This window comes from Candidatus Pelagibacter sp. HIMB1483, assembly GCF_052048135.1.
Taxonomy (GTDB): Bacteria; Pseudomonadota; Alphaproteobacteria; order Pelagibacterales; family Pelagibacteraceae; genus Pelagibacter.
Window position 1 is genome coordinate 953,714 of sequence record NZ_JBNAIM010000002.1, and the last position, 19,062, is coordinate 972,775.

19 protein-coding genes are annotated in these 19,062 nt (G+C 31.0%); 14 read left to right on the top strand and 5 right to left on the bottom strand.

Annotated elements, in window-relative coordinates:
- The first annotated feature begins 47 nt into the window (after nt 1-47).
- The 14 genes from ACTTAV_RS05855 (at nt 48) to ACTTAV_RS05920 (ending at nt 15,222) form a co-directional block, all read left to right on the top strand.
- Nucleotides 48-2,387, top strand: coding sequence for a DUF1989 domain-containing protein (locus ACTTAV_RS05855; RefSeq protein WP_440670854.1), 2,340 nt, complete (start codon nt 48-50; stop codon nt 2,385-2,387).
- The gene (locus ACTTAV_RS05860) at nt 2,387-2,737 is read left to right on the top strand and encodes a hypothetical protein (RefSeq protein WP_440670855.1); all 351 of its coding nucleotides are present in this window, start codon (nt 2,387-2,389) and stop codon (nt 2,735-2,737) included. The genes ACTTAV_RS05855 and ACTTAV_RS05860 overlap by 1 nt, the downstream gene beginning before the upstream one ends.
- Before the next feature lie 82 nt (nt 2,738-2,819).
- A complete protein-coding gene (locus ACTTAV_RS05865; RefSeq protein ID WP_440670856.1) occupies nt 2,820-4,145 on the top strand; it encodes an NAD(P)/FAD-dependent oxidoreductase in 1,326 nt (441 codons plus the stop codon).
- 67 nt (nt 4,146-4,212) lie between these two features.
- Complete coding sequence (locus ACTTAV_RS05870; protein WP_440670857.1) at nt 4,213-5,682, top strand: glutamine synthetase family protein; 1,470 nt, start codon at nt 4,213-4,215, stop codon at nt 5,680-5,682.
- Between the two features lie 23 nt (nt 5,683-5,705).
- Entirely contained in the window at nt 5,706-6,650 is a 945-nt protein-coding gene (locus tag ACTTAV_RS05875) for a glutamine amidotransferase (RefSeq protein WP_440670858.1), read from the top strand.
- Nucleotides 6,638-7,492 carry a GXGXG motif-containing protein gene (locus tag ACTTAV_RS05880; RefSeq protein WP_440670859.1) on the top strand — a complete coding sequence of 285 codons (855 nt, stop codon included), beginning with the start codon at nt 6,638-6,640 and terminating at the stop codon, nt 7,490-7,492. The genes ACTTAV_RS05875 and ACTTAV_RS05880 overlap by 13 nt, the downstream gene beginning before the upstream one ends.
- On the top strand, nt 7,492-8,910 hold the full coding sequence (locus ACTTAV_RS05885) for an FMN-binding glutamate synthase family protein (protein WP_440670860.1): 1,419 nt from the start codon (nt 7,492-7,494) through the stop codon (nt 8,908-8,910). Before ACTTAV_RS05880 ends, ACTTAV_RS05885 begins: the two co-directional genes overlap by 1 nt.
- 8 nt (nt 8,911-8,918) lie before the next feature.
- Complete coding sequence (locus ACTTAV_RS05890) at nt 8,919-9,335, top strand: hypothetical protein (protein WP_440670862.1); 417 nt, start codon at nt 8,919-8,921, stop codon at nt 9,333-9,335.
- Nucleotides 9,336-9,459: 124 nt separating this feature from the next.
- Nucleotides 9,460-10,860: an ammonium transporter gene (locus ACTTAV_RS05895; protein WP_440670864.1), complete on the top strand. Its 1,401-nt coding sequence runs from the start codon at nt 9,460-9,462 to the stop codon at nt 10,858-10,860.
- Nucleotides 10,861-10,872: 12 nt separating this feature from the next.
- On the top strand, nt 10,873-11,103 hold the full coding sequence (locus tag ACTTAV_RS05900; RefSeq protein ID WP_440670865.1) for a hypothetical protein: 231 nt from the start codon (nt 10,873-10,875) through the stop codon (nt 11,101-11,103).
- Between the two features lie 61 nt (nt 11,104-11,164).
- Nucleotides 11,165-11,320, top strand: a complete 156-nt coding sequence (locus tag ACTTAV_RS05905) for a hypothetical protein (RefSeq protein ID WP_440670866.1) — start codon at nt 11,165-11,167, stop codon at nt 11,318-11,320.
- 17 nt (nt 11,321-11,337) lie between these two features.
- Nucleotides 11,338-12,663: a type III glutamate--ammonia ligase gene (gene glnT / locus ACTTAV_RS05910; protein WP_440670867.1), complete on the top strand. Its 1,326-nt coding sequence runs from the start codon at nt 11,338-11,340 to the stop codon at nt 12,661-12,663.
- Nucleotides 12,664-12,666: 3 nt separating this feature from the next.
- Nucleotides 12,667-13,797 (top strand): diaminopropionate ammonia-lyase, encoded by a 1,131-nt coding sequence (locus ACTTAV_RS05915; RefSeq protein WP_440670868.1) that lies wholly within the window; start codon nt 12,667-12,669, stop codon nt 13,795-13,797.
- Nucleotides 13,798-13,800: 3 nt separating this feature from the next.
- The gene (locus ACTTAV_RS05920) at nt 13,801-15,222 is read left to right on the top strand and encodes a cryptochrome/photolyase family protein (protein WP_440670870.1); all 1,422 of its coding nucleotides are present in this window, start codon (nt 13,801-13,803) and stop codon (nt 15,220-15,222) included.
- Here the strand turns inward: ACTTAV_RS05920 and ACTTAV_RS05925 are convergent.
- The 5 genes from ACTTAV_RS05925 to ACTTAV_RS05945 are packed head-to-tail and all read right to left on the bottom strand — an operon-like array spanning nt 15,219 to nt 19,062.
- The gene (locus ACTTAV_RS05925; protein WP_440670871.1) at nt 15,219-15,641 is read right to left on the bottom strand and encodes a secondary thiamine-phosphate synthase enzyme YjbQ; all 423 of its coding nucleotides are present in this window, start codon (nt 15,639-15,641) and stop codon (nt 15,219-15,221) included. The two genes, ACTTAV_RS05920 and ACTTAV_RS05925, sit on opposite strands and share 4 nt — an antisense overlap.
- Nucleotides 15,641-16,696: a cell division protein ZapE gene (gene zapE, locus ACTTAV_RS05930; RefSeq protein WP_440670873.1), complete on the bottom strand. Its 1,056-nt coding sequence runs from the start codon at nt 16,694-16,696 to the stop codon at nt 15,641-15,643. The genes ACTTAV_RS05925 and zapE overlap by 1 nt, the downstream gene beginning before the upstream one ends.
- Nucleotides 16,696-17,127 carry a hypothetical protein gene (locus tag ACTTAV_RS05935; RefSeq protein WP_440670874.1) on the bottom strand — a complete coding sequence of 144 codons (432 nt, stop codon included), beginning with the start codon at nt 17,125-17,127 and terminating at the stop codon, nt 16,696-16,698. Before ACTTAV_RS05935 ends, zapE begins: the two co-directional genes overlap by 1 nt.
- Before the next feature lie 2 nt (nt 17,128-17,129).
- Entirely contained in the window at nt 17,130-18,425 is a 1,296-nt protein-coding gene (locus ACTTAV_RS05940; RefSeq protein WP_440670875.1) for an outer membrane protein assembly factor BamB family protein, read from the bottom strand.
- Entirely contained in the window at nt 18,418-19,062 is a 645-nt protein-coding gene (locus ACTTAV_RS05945; RefSeq protein ID WP_440670876.1) for a hypothetical protein, read from the bottom strand. Before ACTTAV_RS05945 ends, ACTTAV_RS05940 begins: the two co-directional genes overlap by 8 nt.

Below are 19,062 nucleotides of genomic sequence, written 5' to 3' on the forward strand. Positions count from 1 at the left end.
TAGTCAACTACTAGATATTTATATAATATAACAATAGATTATAAAAAATGTCGCAAACTACATTAGATATTAAAGAGCCAGGATTAAATGCGCTACCACCTGGAGTTGAAAGACACGTTGTAAATGCGGGTGGACTAACTGGTTTGCAAATTTTTCCAGATGATGAAATAGAAATTATTAATGATGAAGGAAATCAAATTTGTGAGATAGTTTGTTTTGATAAAGATGGAAAATCTGAACTTGGAATTTTAAATCAAAAAGAAAATAGTAAAAAAAGTTTTATAAAGGAAATACTTAATAGAAAAGACGAAAGTTCTTTAGTCACAAATCTTCAATTAAAAAAAAGAAATTTGGATATAGATAAATCTAAATCATCTATTCTTTTTGATGACAAAACGCCAAGTGGAGAAAAAATAAAAATTAAATCAAAAGATAAATGCTACGTAATTTTTTCAGCTCCACAAAATGATATGTTAGTGAGTGAACAAAATCCTTCAAGCGATTTAACAATATTTATAAAAAGAGCAAAAATTGTTAATGATAAAGAGTTATCGATTATACCTGATCCTGTTTATGAACCCAATTACGAAAAGAATATTGACAGAGAAACTGCAATCTCTTTTCAAGTAAAAGAAGGTGATTATATTCAAGTTATAAGTCCAGCAGGAAGACAATGTTCGGATTTTGTGGCATTTGACACAAAAAAGCTCGATAAAAAAATTGAAAAAGGTCTTGATTGGCAAACAACAAGAACTTTCATGGGTAATACATTCCCAGGACCAGGATTGTTTTCAAAATTTTATGACACTGATCATGAGCCATTAGTAGAAGTTATTAGAGATACAGTTGGCAAACATGATACTTTTAACTTAGCTTGTACTTCAAAATATTACGAAGATGCAGGTTATTTTGGTCATCCAAATTGTTCTGACAATCTTAACAACTCAATGGAAAAATATGGCGTCCAAAAACAAAAAGGATGGCAAGCAATTAACTTATTTTTTAATACTTCGTCTACAGGCTTAAACTCTGTTATCTCAGATGAATCATTTGCAAGACCTGGAGATTATGTAATGTTTAGAGCTTTAAAAGATTTAACCATTGGGACTACCGCATGTCCAAGTGATATTGATGCATGTAATTCATGGAATCCAACTGATATTTTTGTTAGAACTTATGACAAAAAAAAAGAATTTTCAAAATCATTTGCTTTTAGAATGAAAACAGACTCAGAAAAAAAACTTACTAGAAATTCTGGTTTTTATGAAAGAACCTCAAAATTAACTAGAAATTTTATTGACGCTCGAGGTTTTTGGTTACCAAATGATTACACTAAACATGGTGTAGTTGAAGAATATAATGCGTGTAGAGAAAATGCTGTCTTAATTGATTTATCTTCTTTAAGAAAATTTGAAATTATTGGACCAGATGCTGAAGAGTTAATGAATTATACATTAACAAGAAACATTAAAAAACTTTCTGTTGGTCAAGTTGTATATTCTGCAATGTGTTATGAAAATGGAATGATGTTTGATGATGGTACATTATTAAGATTAAGTGAAACTGGTTTTAGATGGATTTGTGGAGACGAATATGCTGGAGAATGGTTAAAAGAAGTAGCTAAGAAAAAAAACTTTAAGGTAAATGTAAAAAACTCAACAGATCAAATTAGTAACGTTTCTATTCAAGGACCCAAAAGTAGAGAAATTTTAAAAAAATTAATTTTTACTCCTCCCACTCAACCATCGATAGATGAATTAGAATGGTTTAGGTTTACAATTTGCAGAGTTGAGGAACTTCAAGGTATTCCACTAATTGTTTCAAGAACAGGTTATACTGGTGAACTTGGTTACGAAGTCTGGTGTCATCCTAAACATGCCCCCGAGGTATGGGATAAACTTATGGAAGCTGGAAAAGATCACGGTTTAATTCCTGCAGGATTTGCCGCTTTAGATAAATTAAGGATCGAGGCAGGTTTAATTTTATTTGGTAATGAATTTGATGGTCAACAAGATCCATTTGAAGCGGGGATTGGTTTTGCAGTTCCACTTAAAACTAAGGAGGAAGATTTTATAGGAAAAGAAATTCTTAAAGAAAGAAAAGCAAATCCACAAAAAAAACTTGTTGGTTTAGAGCTTATTGGAAAAGAACATGCTGGTCATGGTGATTGTGTGCATGTTGGAAGATCACAAGTTGGAATAGTGACTAGTGGTTGTTTATCAACAACTCTTAATAAAAATATAGCTCTGTGCAGAATAGATACTCAATATTCTGAACCTGGAACAGAAGTTGAAGTTGGAAAAATTGATGGTCATCAAAAAAGAATTACCGCTAAAGTCGTGCCATTTCCACATTTTGATCCGAAGAAGACAAGAGTTAGATCGTAATGACTAAAACAGCTAAAGATTTATTAGAATTCTGGGAAGATCAAATGAAACTTTCTCATACATCTTCAAATTATTTTTTTAGAAAGTCTCCTTCACATTATCACATGATGCTTCTAGTTATGCATGCATATAAATATAAAGAGAATTTAACAGTTGAGGAACTAAAGACAAAATTGTTTAAAACATCTCGACCGAAGTCTGCTTTGATGATTAATGAGGCCTGTGAAAAGGGTTTTTTTTTCTTAGAAAAAACTTCAGGTGATCAAAGAAAAAAACATATCAAACCAAGTGAGTCTTTTATTGAAGAGTTTAATAGATATCTAGAAACATTAAAAAATCTTAGCTTCTAAAGAAAAAGCAATTAATTACTTATAAATTTTATATATATAAAAAATTATATATTTACGTCGCACGAAAAATAAAGATGTAAATATGTCATTACCGACAAAAGCAAAAGTAGTTATAATTGGTGGAGGGATCCACGGATTAAGCACTGCTTGGAAATTATCAGAAACTTATAAAAATCCTGGTGACATAGTAGTTTTAGAAAAAAAAGACACTGCTGCTGGAGCAAGCGGAATAGCTTGTGGTGTAGTTAGAAATAATTACTTCCAACCAGCAATGAGAGAATTAATGGCTCATTCAGTTTCTGTTTGGGAAAGTGATCCAAAAGCATTTAAATACAACCCAGTTGGTTATTTACAAATTTCACCTGAAGTAATGCATGAAGATGTTGCTAGCATTTATAAACAACAAAAAGCAATTGGATACGAGTCTACATTTATAGAAGGTGAAAAAGATTGTGCTAATTATATGAAAGGTATTTTCGATGATTGGCAAGCACAGGGTATTACATCTATTCTTCACGAGAAAAAAGGTGGATATGCATTTAACAAAGACTCAATAAAAGCTCTTGAAAATAAATCTACTTCGAATGGTGTTCAGGTTATGAAGGGCGTAAAAGTTACAGGTTTTAAAAGAGGAAGTAATAGTAAAGCAGTAACAGGTGTAGAAACTGATAAAGGTACAATTGACTGCGAACAAGTAGTTATTGGAGCAGGACCATGGGCAAGAGATTTCTGGAACATGTTGGAATTACCTAAAACTGCAAACATTAAAGGTAAAGATGGGAAGATGCATGTTACTGATATGTGGACTTACTGGATGTTACAAGAAGGAGTTATAGGAGTAGAGCCAGATTTTTTAAAAACAAATGATGGTAAACAACCACCTGTAGTTCACGTTGACTCTACAGCTCCATTATATTCAGATAAAACAAAAAAATTAATTACAGATAAAATTTGGGGAATTTATTACAAGCCAGATATTGAAGGTTTAGGTGTTCAGGGTGGAACATCTCCTTACATTGTTAAAAAACATTTTGATGAAGTAAATGTTGACCCTTATGGAATTGAGTCACCTGAGTATCAAACAACAGATGCTTTTAGCGAAATGTGGTGTTCAGCTTTAGCACACTGCCAAAAAAGATTTGAGGGAAAATCAGATTTATATAGAAAAGGTCCTTCAGGTGGTCTTGGATGTATGACTCCAGACTCATTTCCAATTTTCGATAGATTTTTTGAAAACGTTTATATGATTGCAGATGCAAATCACGGATATAAAATGATTGGAGTTGGAGAACTTGTGGCAAAAGAAATTCTTGGTACTGAAAGTGATTTATTGAAACCGTTTAGATTCAACCGTTACGAGAAGGGAGAACTTCACCCTACTTCGAACAGTCCGTTCCCTTGGAGTTAAACTTCAAGCCTAGACACAAATAAAATTTTCAGCTACGTTTGAATAAATATAATTCATTGAGGGGAAAATGACTGATCTAGAAAAACACGTTAACCGTCCGGGAAGAGACAAATTAGTAAAAAAAGTTAGAGAAAAAATTAATGAGTTAGGAATAACTTATATTTATTACCAATTTATTTCTGTAACAGGTAGAGTTGTTGGAAAAGGAATTCCAGCAGATCACTGGGAAAGAACTGCAGAAAAGGGTTTTCAATTAGTTTATGGAGCAACAGCAAACTTATTTTTAGATCGTCATAATAATTACATTGGATACGGGCCAGAAGCCATGGAACTAGTTGGTATCCCTGATCCAGAAACTTTTTGCCAATTACCTTGGGATAAAAGAGTTGGAAGAGTATTTGTAACATGTTTTAGAAATAGAGAAGAAAGACAAAATCCAGGTGGACATTTAACTTCTGACTGTAGAGGTAATTTAAGAATTTTCATGGAAGAATTTGAAAAAAAACATGGACTTGAATTAAGAGTTGGAACAGAGCCTGAAATGATGTGGCTTACAAAAAATGAAGATGGAACTCCTACTGGAAAAGGTTTTTCTAAACCTTTCTGTTATCACATTGATCAATTTGAATCTTTAAGACCCGTTTTTATGAAAGTTATTGAGTATTCAAAAGCTATGGGTTTAGATATGATTCAAGGTGACCATGAAGATGCTCCAGGTCAATTAGAGTTAAACTGGACTTACGATAATGTTTTAAGAAACGCTGATAGATTATCAACTTATAGACAAATTTGTGCACAAGTTGCAAGAGAACATAACTTAATTGCATGTTTTATGACTAAACCTTTTATGGGTGTGTCAGCGAGTGGCTGTCATACTAATATGTCTTTATGGAAAGGTGGAAAAGTCAAAACTAACAAACTTGGACATAAAACATTACCTGCTGTTGAAGAGGTATTTGGTTATGTTGAAGGTGGAACAAATACTTTTATGCCTGACACAAAAGATATGCAATTACCAGGTAAAATAGGATTACAATCAATTGCTGGTATAATGGAACACTTACCAGCACTTACAGCTTTAGGTTCTTCGACTGTTAACTCTTATAGAAGATTATGGGATCAAGGGTTTTGGGCGCCTGTTTACGCTGACTGGGGTTATCAAAATAGAACTTGTGGATTAAGGGTTTCCGCTCCAGGAAGATTTGAATACAGATCAGTAGACTCTATGCATAATCCTTATTTATTAGGTGCAGCTTTATTAAAAGCTTGTGACCATGGAATAAGTAATAAAATGAAACCAGCAGATCCAGAATCTAGAAATATTTATGAAGCTCAAAAAGCAGGTAAAGATGTTAAAAAACTTCCTTTAAGTTTAGGTGAAGCTTTAGAAAGACTATCAGAGGATGAAGTGATCAAATCTGCAATGCCTGACGAGATGTATAAAGTTTTTCACTGGTATAAAAATGATGAGTGGGAAAGATTTTTAGGAGCAACAACTCAATGGGATCTAGATACATATTTAGATTGCTTACCATAATAATTACATAGAGAGGAAAGTATATGTGCGGAATAGCAGGATTAATTCATAGAGGAAAATCTTCAAAAGTTGGTCATGAGCTTCAAGGAATGTTACAAGCTTTAAAGCATAGAGGTGAGGATTCTACAGGTTACGCTTTATATGGAGATACCGATGGAAAAAATTTCATTATGAGATTCAAAGTTGGTGAAAACGTTGGTGAGGGAAGCACTTCGGTTGCTGAGGATATTTCTGTTTATGATGAAAGAAAAAAAACAGTAGATAGTTACCTTAGTGAAATGGGAGCAAAAATTATCAAAGAAGAGAGAATTCTTCCATATTCTCTAAGATATGAAATTGAATACAATAAAAAAGATTTATTGGAATTTTCACAAAAAATTGAAAGTATTCCTGGCGTTGAAATTCTTTCTATGGGTAAATCATTAGAGGTAATAAAAGATCTTGGAAATGCTAAGATGGTTTGTGATAGATACAATTTAGATAAAGTTGTTGGCACACATGCAATTGGTCATGCTAGAATGGCGACAGAATCTGGTGTAGATATTAAATCAGCTCACCCTTTTTGGGGTTACCCTTTTAGCGATGTTTCAGTTGTTCACAATGGTCAGTTAACAAATTATTGGAATAATAGAAGGGCATTAGAAAATAAAGGAATGCGTTTTATGTCTGAATGCGATTCAGAGCTAATTGCAGTTTATTTAGCTGAAAAAATGAGAGATGGAGCTTCTTTAGAAGAAGGTATGAAAGAGTCTCTTACAGGTTTAGATGGTGTTTTTACTTATTTTGTTGCTACTAAAGACTCATTAGGTATGGCAAAAGATACAATGGCTGCAAAGCCTTTAGTTCTTTATGAGTCAGATGATTTAGTTGCAATGGGCTCAGAAGAAATAGCTATAAGATCAATTTTACCACAAGAAATTGATACTTATGATCCATTCGATGGAGAGGTAAAAGTATGGCAAATATAAAAAACGTTACAAAAAAAACTAAAGCCCAAGCGATGGGTATGCATACAGAGGTTTTAACAGGAAGAACTCAACAAAAGTTTTTTAACCCTGATGAAGCTGAAAATTTTTATTACTTTGGAACTTATGATGTAGACTTTAATAAGAGAACTGATCTTGATGTTAAAGATATGACTGCAGCGGAAGCAAATAAAGAAATAGACAATTTAATGAGTCAAGGTTTTGGGACTATAGTAATCAAAAATCCTCAAGGTAAACATAGTTTGGGAGTTGGTATTTTAAATAAACTAAATTTAATTTTTGAGGGAAGTTTAGGATACTTTGGAATGGGATCATGTGATGGACCGATAGTAAGAATAAATGGTCGAGTTGGCTGGTCTTGTGCTGAAAATTTAATGGCTGGTAAAGTAGTTATTGAAAAAAATGCAGGATCATGTTTTGGAGCGGCCATTAGAGGTGGAGATTTAATTTGTAAAGGAAGTGTCGGTGCTAGAACTGGGATTGATATGAAAGGTGGAACCATTATTATTGGTGGGGACGCTGGAGCATTTACTGGTTTTATGATGCAAAGAGGAAGAATAATTATTTTAGGTGATGTTGGAATAAACCTAGGTGACTCAATGTATGATGGGACAATTTTCGTAGGTGGAGAAATTGGCTCTTATGGTAGTGATGCTGTAGACGCTGAATTAACAAAAAGTGACCAAGATTGGTTAAAAAGAAAATTAAAAGTTGCTGAAATTGGTGAAAATTTTGACGTCAGTAAAATGAAAAAAATTGTAGCTGGTAAAAAATTATGGAACTACGATAACTTAGAACCTACTGAGAAAAAAGGAGCAATTTAATGCCAAAGAAAAAAAATAAAAAAAATGGTAAACTAAAAAGCAACGGTAATGTTGGTGGTAAAGCTGATGTCCACTTAAGTAATAAGGGTGGAAGAAATAAGAGTCTTTTAGGGTATAATGCAATTTTTACACCAGAAGTAATTGATGACATTCACATAAAATCTCAATTAGGCAGATACAGAATGCGTGGAATGGCATTAATGAAAAAAATTCCAACATTTGATGATTTAGTTTTCTTACCTGGAACACTTACTAGATTTGTAATTGAAGGTTACAGAGAAAAATGTGAAACTAAAACTGTAATCGGTCCGAGATGTGAAAATCCAATTGAATTAGATATTCCTGTTTATATTACCGGTATGAGTTTTGGAGCTTTATCATATGAAGCTAAAACTGCTCTTGCAAGAGGTGCAACAATGGCAGGAAGTGCAACATGCTCAGGTGAAGGTGGAATGATACCTGATGAAAGAAGATATTCAGAAAAATGGTTCTATCAATGTATTCAATCAAGATATGGTTTTAACCCACATCATGCACAACTTGCTGATGGAATAGAAGTTTTTATTGGACAAGGGCAAAAAGTAGGAATGGGTGGTCACTTAATGGGTCAGAAAGTTACTGACCAAGTTGCTGAAATGAGATCGTTACCTTCTGGAATTGACCAAAGATCTCCAGCTCGACATCCTGACTGGCTAGGTCCTGATGATTTAGCTTTAAAAGTTGAAGAGCTAAGACAATTAACAAAAAATAAAGTTCCAATTCAATTAAAATTAGGTGCATCAAAAGTTTATGATGATGTTCGTATGGCTGCAAAATGTGATCCAGATTCAATTTACCTTGATGGTATGGAAGGATCAACAGGAGCTGGCCCACACATAGCTGCTGCAAACACAGGTATTCCTGGAATAGCAGCAATTAGAGAAGCTCGAAGAGCTTTAGATGATGTAGGTAAAACTGGAAAAGTTACTTTAATTTATGCTGGTGGTGTTAGAGATGGTGCTGATATGGCAAAAGCTTTAGCTTTAGGTGCTGATGCGATTGCAATCGGAACAGGTTCTATGATTGCACTTAACTGTAATAAAGACATTCCAGAAGCAAATTTTGAAAAAGAAATGGGTGTAAAAGCAGGTGAATGTTACCATTGTCATACTGGTAGATGTCCAGTTGGTGTTGCAACACAAGATCCTAAACTAAGAGCTAGATTAAATCCTGATGATGCTGCCTTAAGAGTTTATAACTATCTTCATTCAATGACGCTTGAAGCTCAATTATTAGCTAGAGCATGTGGTAAAACAAATATTCATTCTCTAGAGCCTGAAGATTTAGCAGCATTAACTTCTGAAGCTTCAGCATTGGCTAAAGTGCCTTTAGCGGGAACTAATTATACCGTGGGAGTAGACAACTTTCATAAAATTTAGAGGTAAATATGGCTAAGAAAAAAAATAAAAAGAAAATTTCAAAATCAGTTGTTGTAAAAGACCAGCAGCTAGGAAAGAAAAAAGAAACAGCTAGAGAAAAAATGATTGGTCAGTCTATTGGTTATAGATATGATGTTAATCTTCTTCCAGACTACAGTAAGTTAACTCCTTTTCTAAAAAAATATATTGAAGCAATGGGATGGGATGATTTAAATTGGTTAGAAGATGTTCATATGGGATATGAAGAAGGTAGACCAGCTGTATTTTGTAGAAATGCAAATGGCTGGGTTACAATTCCTAAATCAATTAAGCTACCAAATAACCAACAAGATAGAGACATGATAGCAAGAGAACTTCTGGTAAAATTTCAGATGTCTCCAAAGCATCCTCTTGTTGATTTAAAAAAAGCATACCTAAAATTTTAATTACTCAATCAAAAGTTGATTTTTTTTTCAAAAATATTGTAGTTACTAGGTTTTATTAGATTGTTTCATTTGTCACACCCTCTGAAATTTTATAGGGTTTCTTAAACTAATATGGAGAGAGAATATGACTGATCAGTTAGGTGCTCTTACAACCATATTTACAGAATTTTACTACTGGGTAACGGTAGTATTGATGTTTTTAATTCACGTCGGTTTCTGTATGTATGAAGTTGGAGCTTCTCGATACAAACATCACCAACATACTCTTATGAAAAATACAATGTTGATACCATTGGTAACAGTAACGTGGTTTTTATTTGGTTGGTGGATTTATTGGGCTTTCCCAACAGGACCGGGATTAGCACCATCAATAATGAATGAAAGTACGGCTCTAATTACAGATGATTCTGCATTTAGTGCTACTTGGTATAAAGCAACAAGTGATTTAATGGCTGTAAACTTAGGAGACCACATTTCAGGGGTTTTCTGGGCTGCATTCCTTTTATTCTCTTGGACAGCTGCTTCCATCGTTTCAGGAGCAATCATTGAAAGAATTACAACTTTTGCATTTGGAATTTTAGCAATTGCAATCGGTTCAGTGTTCTGGACAATCGATGCTGCTTGGGGATGGCACTTTGACGGCTGGATGCTTAAACTATTAGGATATCATGATGCTTATGCATCAGGAGTAATTCACGCGATTGCGGGTGGATTTGCTTTAGGTGTTCTTATGGTTTTAGGACCAAGAATTGGAAAATTTTCATCTAGCGGTGAACCAAGAAACATTGGACCAAGAAATCCTTGGTTAGTTACAGTTGGATTATTTTTAATTTATACTGGTTTCTGGGGCTTCTACGCAGCGTGTAATATACCAATCTTTGATCTTGGACCCGAATACGGTATGGAAGGCATAAGTTATTGGACAGCTACGAACATATACGTAACCCCTACTACGCTTAGTGGTATTACTTTTAACTTCTTGATGTCATTATCAGGAGGATTATTAGCTGGATATTGGATTGCTAAAGGTGATCCTTTCTGGACATACTCTAGTGGACTAGCAGGTATCATATGTGCTTCAGCTGGAAATGATTTATATCATCCAATTCAAGCAATGATCATAGGTATGATCGGTGTTGTGATTTCATACAAACTACATTACTGGGTTGAGCGTAAGTTCAAAATTGATGATGCAGTTGGTGCAGTTGCAGTACATGGTTATGCTGGATTTATTGGTCTAGTAATTTGTGGTTTTGTTCTAAATGGCTATCCATCATCTGGTTACAGTGTTGGCGCTATGTGGGACGGAACAACTTATGCTACAATTAACCCATTAGGACAGTTCTTAGGAGCATTAATAATGTTCGTAGTTCTTGGACTAATACCAGGTTATGTCATAGCTAAAATACTTCATGGAATGGGTAAACTAAGAATCCCACGTGAAGTTGAGATAGCTGGACTTGACTATGAAATGATGGAATCTGCTAAAAAAGATGAAAGAGCAGTTTCATCCGCAACCAGGTAAAGGAGATAAAATATGGCTACAGTTACAAACTGGATCGATCACCTAAATAAACCTGCAGAAGAAGTTGCAGGTGCTATTTATCCTGGTGCTGGTTCAAGTGAAACACTACTAGTTATCCTTGGTTTTGTTTTATGGATAGGCTGGCATGTTTTAACTGCGAGATCTGAAAGTGAAGAGCTTGAAAGATTATCGAGAAAGAGACATGGAGCTAATGACCATAGAAGCAATATTGCTGAGTGGTAATTAAAAAATAAAAATTTGGGCGCCACTTAATTGTGGTGCCCTTTTTTAATTAGATCATAAAATGTCTGAAGAAAATAATAATGAAGAATTAAGACCAAGCAAAATGCGAGGTGTAGCTTTTCCAAAAGCAAAATACGGAGTAATACTTGCTATAATAGTAATTATAGTGGTTAACTTAATTTATTATAAAGAAACAATTTTTTCTTTTTTTAAATAACTATGTTAATTTAATTTATGCCTAAAAATTTATTCAAAATTGCTAAAGAAAAAAAAATAAAATACTTTTTAATAAGTTTTGTTGATTTATTTGGAGTGCTTAGATCAAAATTAGTTCCAGCTCATGCAATTAAAGAAATGCAAGAAACAGGAGCAGGATTTGCTGGATTTGCAGCATGGTTAGATATGACACCTGCAGATGCAGATATGTTTGGAGTTCCAGATCCAGATAGTTTAATTCAATTGCCGTGGAATAAAGAGGTTGGTTGGTTAGCCTCTGATCTTTGGATGAATGGAAAACCAGTCGAAGCTTCGCCAAGAATTATGCTTAAAAAACAAATTAAAAAATTAGGAAAAAAAGGTTTAACGATGAAATCAGGTGTTGAGTGTGAGTATTTTCTAATTTCACCAGATGGAAATTCAATAGCTGACCCTAGAGATACTCAATCAAAACCTTGTTATGATCAATCAGCTTTAATGAGAAGATATGACTTAATAAAAGAAATTTGTGATTGTATGATTGAAATGGGATGGGGTCCCTATCAAAATGATCATGAAGATGCAAATGGTCAATTTGAAATGAATTGGGATTACGCAGACTGTTTAGTGACTGCAGATAGACATGCTTTTTTTAAATTTATGGTTAAGACTATTGCAGAGAAGCATGGATTAAGGGCTACATTTATGCCAAAGCCTTTTGAGAATTTAACAGGAAATGGATGTCATGCACACATCTCTGTGTGGGATGGAAAAAAAAATAAATTTTTAGATAAATCTGATAATTTAGGTTTAAGTAAAATGGCATATAATTTTTTAGGAGGTGTAATTAAAAACGCATCTTCACTATCAGCTTTTTTTAATCCAACAATAAATAGTTATAGAAGAATTAATGCACCTCCAACTAAATCTGGGGCTTCTTGGTCACCAAGTAGTATTTCATACACTGGTAATAATAGAACTCATATGATTAGAATTCCTGATCCAGGAAGATTTGAGTTAAGATTAATGGATGGATCTGCAAATCCATATTTATTACAAGCAAGTGTTTTGGCTGCGGGCTTAGACGGTTTAAATAATAAAATTAATCCTGGAAAACCATTAAATTGTAATATGTATGAAGATTATGAAAAATATCCTGATCTTCCAAAATTACCTGATGAACTTTCACAATCTCTTGAAAAATTAAAAAATAATAATGATATGAATGAAGCTTTTGGACAAAATGTTGTTAATAGCTATTTAAAATTAAGAAATTCTGAAATAAAAGAATTTAATCAAAAAGAAAACTTCGATAAAACAAAAGCTATTACTAAGTGGGAAAGAGATAATACTTTAGACTGTTAGAATATGACAATTCTATCTAATGGTCATCTTTGGAAATATTCTGAATTTATTGCTAATAAAAACTATTCATTTGAAAAAGATCAAATTTTTAAATCACTCTCAAAAAAAGAAATTGATGATGCATATTTAAGTATAAAAGAATGGGATGATTACTCACCTACTCCATTAATTAATTTGAACAAATTATCTCAAGAATTAAATCTTAACAAAATTTTTTACAAAGATGAGAGTAAAAGATTTGATTTAAAATCTTTTAAAGCTCTAGGTGGTGCATATGCTGTAGAAAAGATCTCAAAAGGCAATAAGAATATAGTTGTTTCAACAGCAACAGCTGGTAATCATGGAAGATCAGTTGCTTGGGGTGCAAAGAGACTTGGTCTTAAATGTAAAATTTTTATTAGTGAATTTGTAAGTGATGCTAGAGGACAAGCAATGGCAAACCTAGGTGCTGAGGTAATTAAAGTCAAAGGAAATTATGAAAACTCATTGATTGAATGTATCAAACAATCAACAGAAAATGGCTGGCAAATAGTTCAAGATGTTGCTTGGGATAATTATTTATTAGTACCAAAATATACTATGGCTGGATATTCGGTAATGATGAAAGAAATAGTTGATCAGCTAGATAATAATGAAATCACTCATATAATTTTACAAGCAGGAGTTGGAGGAATGGCTGGAGCAATGATTGCAGGTATTGCAAGATACTTAACAAATATACCAATAACCATTATTGTGGAACCAGATAGTGCTGCTTGTGTTTTAGAAAGTATCAAATCAGAAAAGATTGAAAAAATAGACATAAAAAGGGAAAGTTTGATGGGTGGTATGTCTTGTGGAGAAGTATCATTAGTCCCATGGGAAATTCTCAAAAACTCAGTTAGGTATTGTATTTCTTTGCCTGATGATGATATTGCAAAAACTATGAAACTACTAGGAAACGCAAGCTTTAGTGAGGAAAAAATTATTGCAGGAGAAAACTCAGCTCCTGGAGTAATTAGTTTAATTGCTAGTTGTGAAGATCAAAAAATCAAAAAAGATCTTGATCTTAACTCAAATTCAAATGTTTTGATTATTGGATGTGAGGGAGACACTGATCAAGAAATGTATAAAAAATTAGTTAATGAAAATTAGATTATGTCAGACACTGGTTTAGTTTGGATAAGAGAGGATTTTAGATTAGAGAACAACGCTGCCCTCTCATACGCAACACAAAATCATCAAAATGTAATAGCTTTTTTTATTTATAATAACAACGATTATGACAATCAAAGAGAAGCTCAAAAATGGTGGTTATCAAAATCTCTTAAAAGTTTTAAAGAAGACTTATTAAATTATCAAATCAATCTTCAAATTATAAAAGGGGATGAATTAGATATTTTTTCAAAAATAAAAAAAAAAGACAATGTTTCAATTTATTGGAATAAGATTTATGAACCTGATGTTATTGCAAAAGGTAAAAAGATAAGAGATATTTTGATTAAAAATGACATCAATTTTAAATATTTTAAAGGTAATATTTTAAATGAATTTCAAGAAGTAACTAAGAATGACAAAACTCCATTTAAAGTATTTACACCTTTTTGGAGAACTGCTGAAAAAATTTATTTAAGTCTACCCCCTAGTAAAAATTATATGATTAAGAAAAAATCTAAAATAAAATCATTTTTCAAAAATTCAATTACCTCAAATGAAATATTGCCAAAAAAAAATTGGCATAAAAAATTTGAAAAATATTGGAATGTTTCAGAAAATAATTCAAAAAAAATATTAAAAGAACTGATAGAAAATAAAATTAAGGATTATGGTACTGCTAGAGATATACCATCTATAGAAGGTACTTCAAAATTGTCTCCTTATATAAAATTTGGTCAAATACATGTTGGAACTATATGGAAAAAATGTAATGAAGTTAAATCAAAAGGTATTGGCTACAGAAAATATATTAATGAATTAGGATGGAGAGAATTTTCTCATAGTTTAATTAACTATTTCCCAGAATTTTTAAAAGGTAATTTTCGAAAAGAATTTAATAAATTCCCATGGGTTAAAAATGAAAAATTTCTCAAGGCTTGGAAAAATGGAATGACTGGATATCCAATTGTTGATGCTGGTATGAGAGAACTTTATGAAACTGGTTGGATGCACAACAGAATAAGAATGGTTGTAGGGTCATTTTTGGTCAAACATTTAAGAATTAATTGGACTGAAGGTGAAAAACACTTCAGAAATTGTTTATTAGATTTTAACAAAGCAAATAATATAGCTCAATGGCAATGGGTCGCTGGTTGTGGTGCAGATGCTGCTCCTTATTTTAGAATATTCAATCCAATTCTTCAGGGTGAAAAATTTGATAAGGAAGGTTTGTATGTTAAAAAGTGGGTGCCAGAATTAAATAAAGTACCTTCAAAATTTATTCACAAACCTTGGGAAATGGAATTAAAATACCAACAAGCAATTAATACTTTTATTGGAAAAGATTATCCAAAACCAATTGTAATACATGAAGAGGCAAGAGCCTCAGCATTAAGTGCTTTTCAAAGTTTGAAAAAAAATTAAACCTCTCCCATAAAATGATGAATAATAGTTCTCGATTGTGGATTTAATCTATGTTCAAACAAATATATCCCCTGCCATGTTCCTAGTAATAATTTACCACTCTTAATACTTAAAGAAATTTGATTGTTTGTTAATGCTGATTTTATATGAGCAGGCATATCATCTTTTCCTTCTGTAGTATGAGTATACAATTTATTATTCATTGGAGCTAAATTATCGAAATACTTTAATAAATCAGTTTGAACATCTGGATCGGCATTTTCTTGGATGATTAAAGATGCACTTGTATGTTGAATACTCAAATTAACCATACCATTTTTAAATCTATTTTTTTGTATCCATTCAATTGTTTGATTTGTAAATTCATATAATTTTTGACCATCTGTATTAATTTGAAGATTGTAAAATTCTTGTTTCATTACTGGTAATCCTTTGAAGTTAATTCATGTAGTCTACTAATAGTTCGTTTAAATTGACTTTCCAAAGATCTCGAAGAAGAAAGTTGTTTCAAACTTTGATTAGCAGTTACTGCTATCGGAATATCTTTATCATATATAACATCGAGTAAAGTGATAAACCTTGATTGTTGGTTTGAATTTATATCATTAAATATAGGTATATTCTCAATTACAATAAAGTTAGAATTTTTGGCAATTTCTAAATAATCCTCAGATCCTAAATTTTGATCACATAATTCTTGAAAATCAAATCTAGAAATACCTTCATAAAAATCTTTTATTTCTAAAACTCTACCTTTAATATTCAAGATCTTTGAATCCCCTTTTTTGTTTTTCGTAATTGTTCTAAAAAATTTATTTATCTTAAAATTGCTCTCCTGATTTAATGGAAAGAAATATCTTTGTTTGTCACTTTCTTGTGCTTTTCTATAATCATCATCAATCATTAATTTATGTTCAATAGATCTATTTTCCATAATTTTAATGAACGGTTTAAACTGGTCTCTTTGAAGACCATCTTTGTATAAATCTGATATTTTGATATTTGAAGTCAGAACTAATTTAATATTTTCTTTAAAAATATTTTCAAATAACCTTCCTAATATCATTGCATCAACAATATTTGTTACTTGAAATTCATCAAAATATATTAAAGAAGCTTTTGATTTTAAATTTTTTACAAATAAATTAATTATATTTTCTTCTTGTTTACTTTTTTGTTCATGAACAAAATCATGAAAATTTAACATAAATTCATTAAAGTGAAGTCTTAACTTTTTTTCTTTAATTTGATTATAAAAAAAATTCAAAATCATAGTTTTTCCAACACCAACATCTCCATATAAATAAAAACTTTTTTGGGTATATTCTTTTGAAAAAAAATTAGAAATGATTGATTTAAAATTATTTTTATAAAAGTTCTCAAGTTTTTTTATTACTGCAATTTGACTTTGATTAATTTCAAAATTTTCAGAGTTGCAATATTTAATAAAGTTCTCTTGAAAATTTTTAAGCATCAATTTTTTTTAGTTTTAAAATCAACACCATATTCTGATCTTGGTCCTTTTCTTAATCCAAAAGGTCCTGGTATAAAAATAGTCATTGGTTTTGTTCCCTCTTTTAAATCAACTCTGTGATATGAATTTGCTGATCTAAAACCAATATATCCTGGCTTTCTCCAAAACTTTCCCTTAACTGTAGTTTCCCAATATCCTCCTCTTACAATGATAGTTATATAGGGACATAAATGGTTATGAACTCCTTCACCATGATCGTCTGCTAACATTTCATGAATTAATATGTTGAATGGAAACCATTTGGGACGATGTCTAAAAAGCACATAATATCTGTTCATCCAAGGTTTTGCCTCACTATATTTAGGGTGCGAGGGTCCTCTATCTAAAACTATTTTCTTTCTTCCAATTTTTTCTAGAAATCTTAAAATCATTATTAATCATACTGGATTACAGATCCATTTTTAACAATAAATAAATTCCCATTGTAAATATAAGGCTTGGAAATCAAATTTCGAGAAACTTTTTCCACTTTTAATAAATTTCCAGAATTTAAATCTATTACCATTAAATTTCCATCAGAGTTACTTAAATAAAGTTTATTTTGTCCTATAGAAAAACCTGATGGTTTTATTTTTTTTCTTTTTTTAATATCATAATTTTTATAGATATCTTTTATCCTAATAATATTACCTTCTTTTTTTTGAATATTAACTAAATATCCAGTATCCGAAATTGTAAAGATATAATCTTTTATAATTATAGGCGTTAAATTTGAACTAACTTGATTAATCCAATTAATTGCTCCTGATTTTATATCAATAGAATAGAATTCATTTTTATTATTTGAAAAATAGATTGATTCACCATCACTTACTAATTTTGAAAAATTAAAATTATAAGCATCATTTATAATACTACTTTTTTGAGTTGGAAGCTGCCATTCAATTAAACCCGTAAGTATGTCTACAGCAGTTATATCACCTATTGAATTATTAAAAACTAGCATATTATCTTTTATGATTAGAGAATATTTCGAACTTGAGACAGTAAAAGACTCATCTGTTTGAACTTCCCAACAATCTTTGCCATCTTTAAGATAAAAACATTTTAATGTATTTTTATAATCTATAAGAAAAAATTTATCTTTATAAATTTTAATTTGTGAATTAAATGGATAATTGCTCTTTTGAGACCAAATTAAACTTCCAGTAAAAATATCAATGGAAAAAATATTTGAAATATTATCAGCAACTAATAAATTATTTCCATTAGTTGCAAATGTAAGTAATGGGTTCAATTTTTTTTCAGACTTTGAATAAAAATTATTTTTCCAAGTAATTTTTTGATTATCATTATATCTTAAAATAGTTCCTTTTTTATCAAAGATTATCAGGCCATCATTTAATATTAATGGCTCTGAATTAAACTGATTAAAATTAACTAGTTTGGAAAAATTGTATTTACCAATTTTGTTTAGCGACCCATTATACTTCAATGATCCAAAATTATTTAGATTATCAGTAATCTTATTATTATAGTTAATGACAGATAAATTTAATGAAATAAAAGCATTTAATTCATTTAATTCTTTTTTTTCTTCAACTAAAATTTTTGTTTGTTTTTTTTCTTTTATAACTTCTTTATCTTTTTCATTCCATAATTTTGAATTCTTATTTAAAGAACAGCTGGCCAGAAAAATAAAAATAAAAGTTAATATAATTTTATTCACTAAGATCTCTATTAAGTCTTTTTTGTGCTTCTTTTACAATATCAGAATTAGCATTCTCTACATTTAAAATTTGATCAAAAAATTCTTTTGATTTTTGTTTTTCATTTTTAGAGTAAAAATATTCTGCTAATAAATATAATGCATGAGACTTCCAAACACTTTTAGAATTAATTAAAGGGTTCAAAATTTCCAATAATTCATTTTCGTTGATAGTATCAGCATTAAAGAGACCTTTTTTATAAATAATCAAATTTTTTATCTCAGTTTCTAAAGATGTTTTCTCAATTAAAATATCAAACAAATCATTAACTTTTTCCCTATTTTCAATCAAATTATTATCAATTAGATAATATAGTGCTAAGGGTGAATAGGTGCTATCCTTATCCTCAACTACTTCTGTCATTTCTAAAATGATATTATCGTTTTCTCCATTTTTATGTTTAATAATTGCATCATTATATTTTTCTGAAAGCCATTCTCTATGCCCATCTTTATAAATTTGGTAAGAATAAAAACTTATTACTATCAATAACAAGCCACTAAAAATAAAAATTAATAATCTTTTATTTTTATTTAAAAAATCTTTTATTTTTTGATTTCTAGTACTGTTGTTAATTATTGTTATATCTTCATCCAT

Excerpts from the sequence above, each read along its gene's own strand:
- ACTTAV_RS05855 (WP_440670854.1), top strand. The coding sequence starts at position 48 with ATGTCGCAAACTACATTAGATATTAAAGAGCCAGGATTAAATGCGCTA.
- ACTTAV_RS05860 (WP_440670855.1), top strand. The coding sequence starts at position 2,387 with ATGACTAAAACAGCTAAAGATTTATTAGAATTCTGGGAAGATCAAATG.
- ACTTAV_RS05865 (WP_440670856.1), top strand. The coding sequence starts at position 2,820 with ATGTCATTACCGACAAAAGCAAAAGTAGTTATAATTGGTGGAGGGATC.
- ACTTAV_RS05870 (WP_440670857.1), top strand. The coding sequence starts at position 4,213 with ATGACTGATCTAGAAAAACACGTTAACCGTCCGGGAAGAGACAAATTA.
- ACTTAV_RS05875 (WP_440670858.1), top strand. The coding sequence starts at position 5,706 with ATGTGCGGAATAGCAGGATTAATTCATAGAGGAAAATCTTCAAAAGTT.
- ACTTAV_RS05880 (WP_440670859.1), top strand. The coding sequence starts at position 6,638 with ATGGCAAATATAAAAAACGTTACAAAAAAAACTAAAGCCCAAGCGATG.
- ACTTAV_RS05885 (WP_440670860.1), top strand. The coding sequence starts at position 7,492 with ATGCCAAAGAAAAAAAATAAAAAAAATGGTAAACTAAAAAGCAACGGT.
- ACTTAV_RS05890 (WP_440670862.1), top strand. The coding sequence starts at position 8,919 with ATGGCTAAGAAAAAAAATAAAAAGAAAATTTCAAAATCAGTTGTTGTA.
- ACTTAV_RS05895 (WP_440670864.1), top strand. The coding sequence starts at position 9,460 with ATGACTGATCAGTTAGGTGCTCTTACAACCATATTTACAGAATTTTAC.
- ACTTAV_RS05900 (WP_440670865.1), top strand. The coding sequence starts at position 10,873 with ATGGCTACAGTTACAAACTGGATCGATCACCTAAATAAACCTGCAGAA.
- ACTTAV_RS05905 (WP_440670866.1), top strand. The coding sequence starts at position 11,165 with ATGTCTGAAGAAAATAATAATGAAGAATTAAGACCAAGCAAAATGCGA.
- glnT (WP_440670867.1), top strand. The coding sequence starts at position 11,338 with ATGCCTAAAAATTTATTCAAAATTGCTAAAGAAAAAAAAATAAAATAC.
- ACTTAV_RS05915 (WP_440670868.1), top strand. The coding sequence starts at position 12,667 with ATGACAATTCTATCTAATGGTCATCTTTGGAAATATTCTGAATTTATT.
- ACTTAV_RS05920 (WP_440670870.1), top strand. The coding sequence starts at position 13,801 with ATGTCAGACACTGGTTTAGTTTGGATAAGAGAGGATTTTAGATTAGAG.
- ACTTAV_RS05925 (WP_440670871.1), bottom strand. The coding sequence starts at position 15,641 with ATGAAACAAGAATTTTACAATCTTCAAATTAATACAGATGGTCAAAAA.
- zapE (WP_440670873.1), bottom strand. The coding sequence starts at position 16,696 with ATGCTTAAAAATTTTCAAGAGAACTTTATTAAATATTGCAACTCTGAA.
- ACTTAV_RS05935 (WP_440670874.1), bottom strand. The coding sequence starts at position 17,127 with ATGATTTTAAGATTTCTAGAAAAAATTGGAAGAAAGAAAATAGTTTTA.
- ACTTAV_RS05945 (WP_440670876.1), bottom strand. The coding sequence starts at position 19,062 with ATGGATGAAGATATAACAATAATTAACAACAGTACTAGAAATCAAAAA.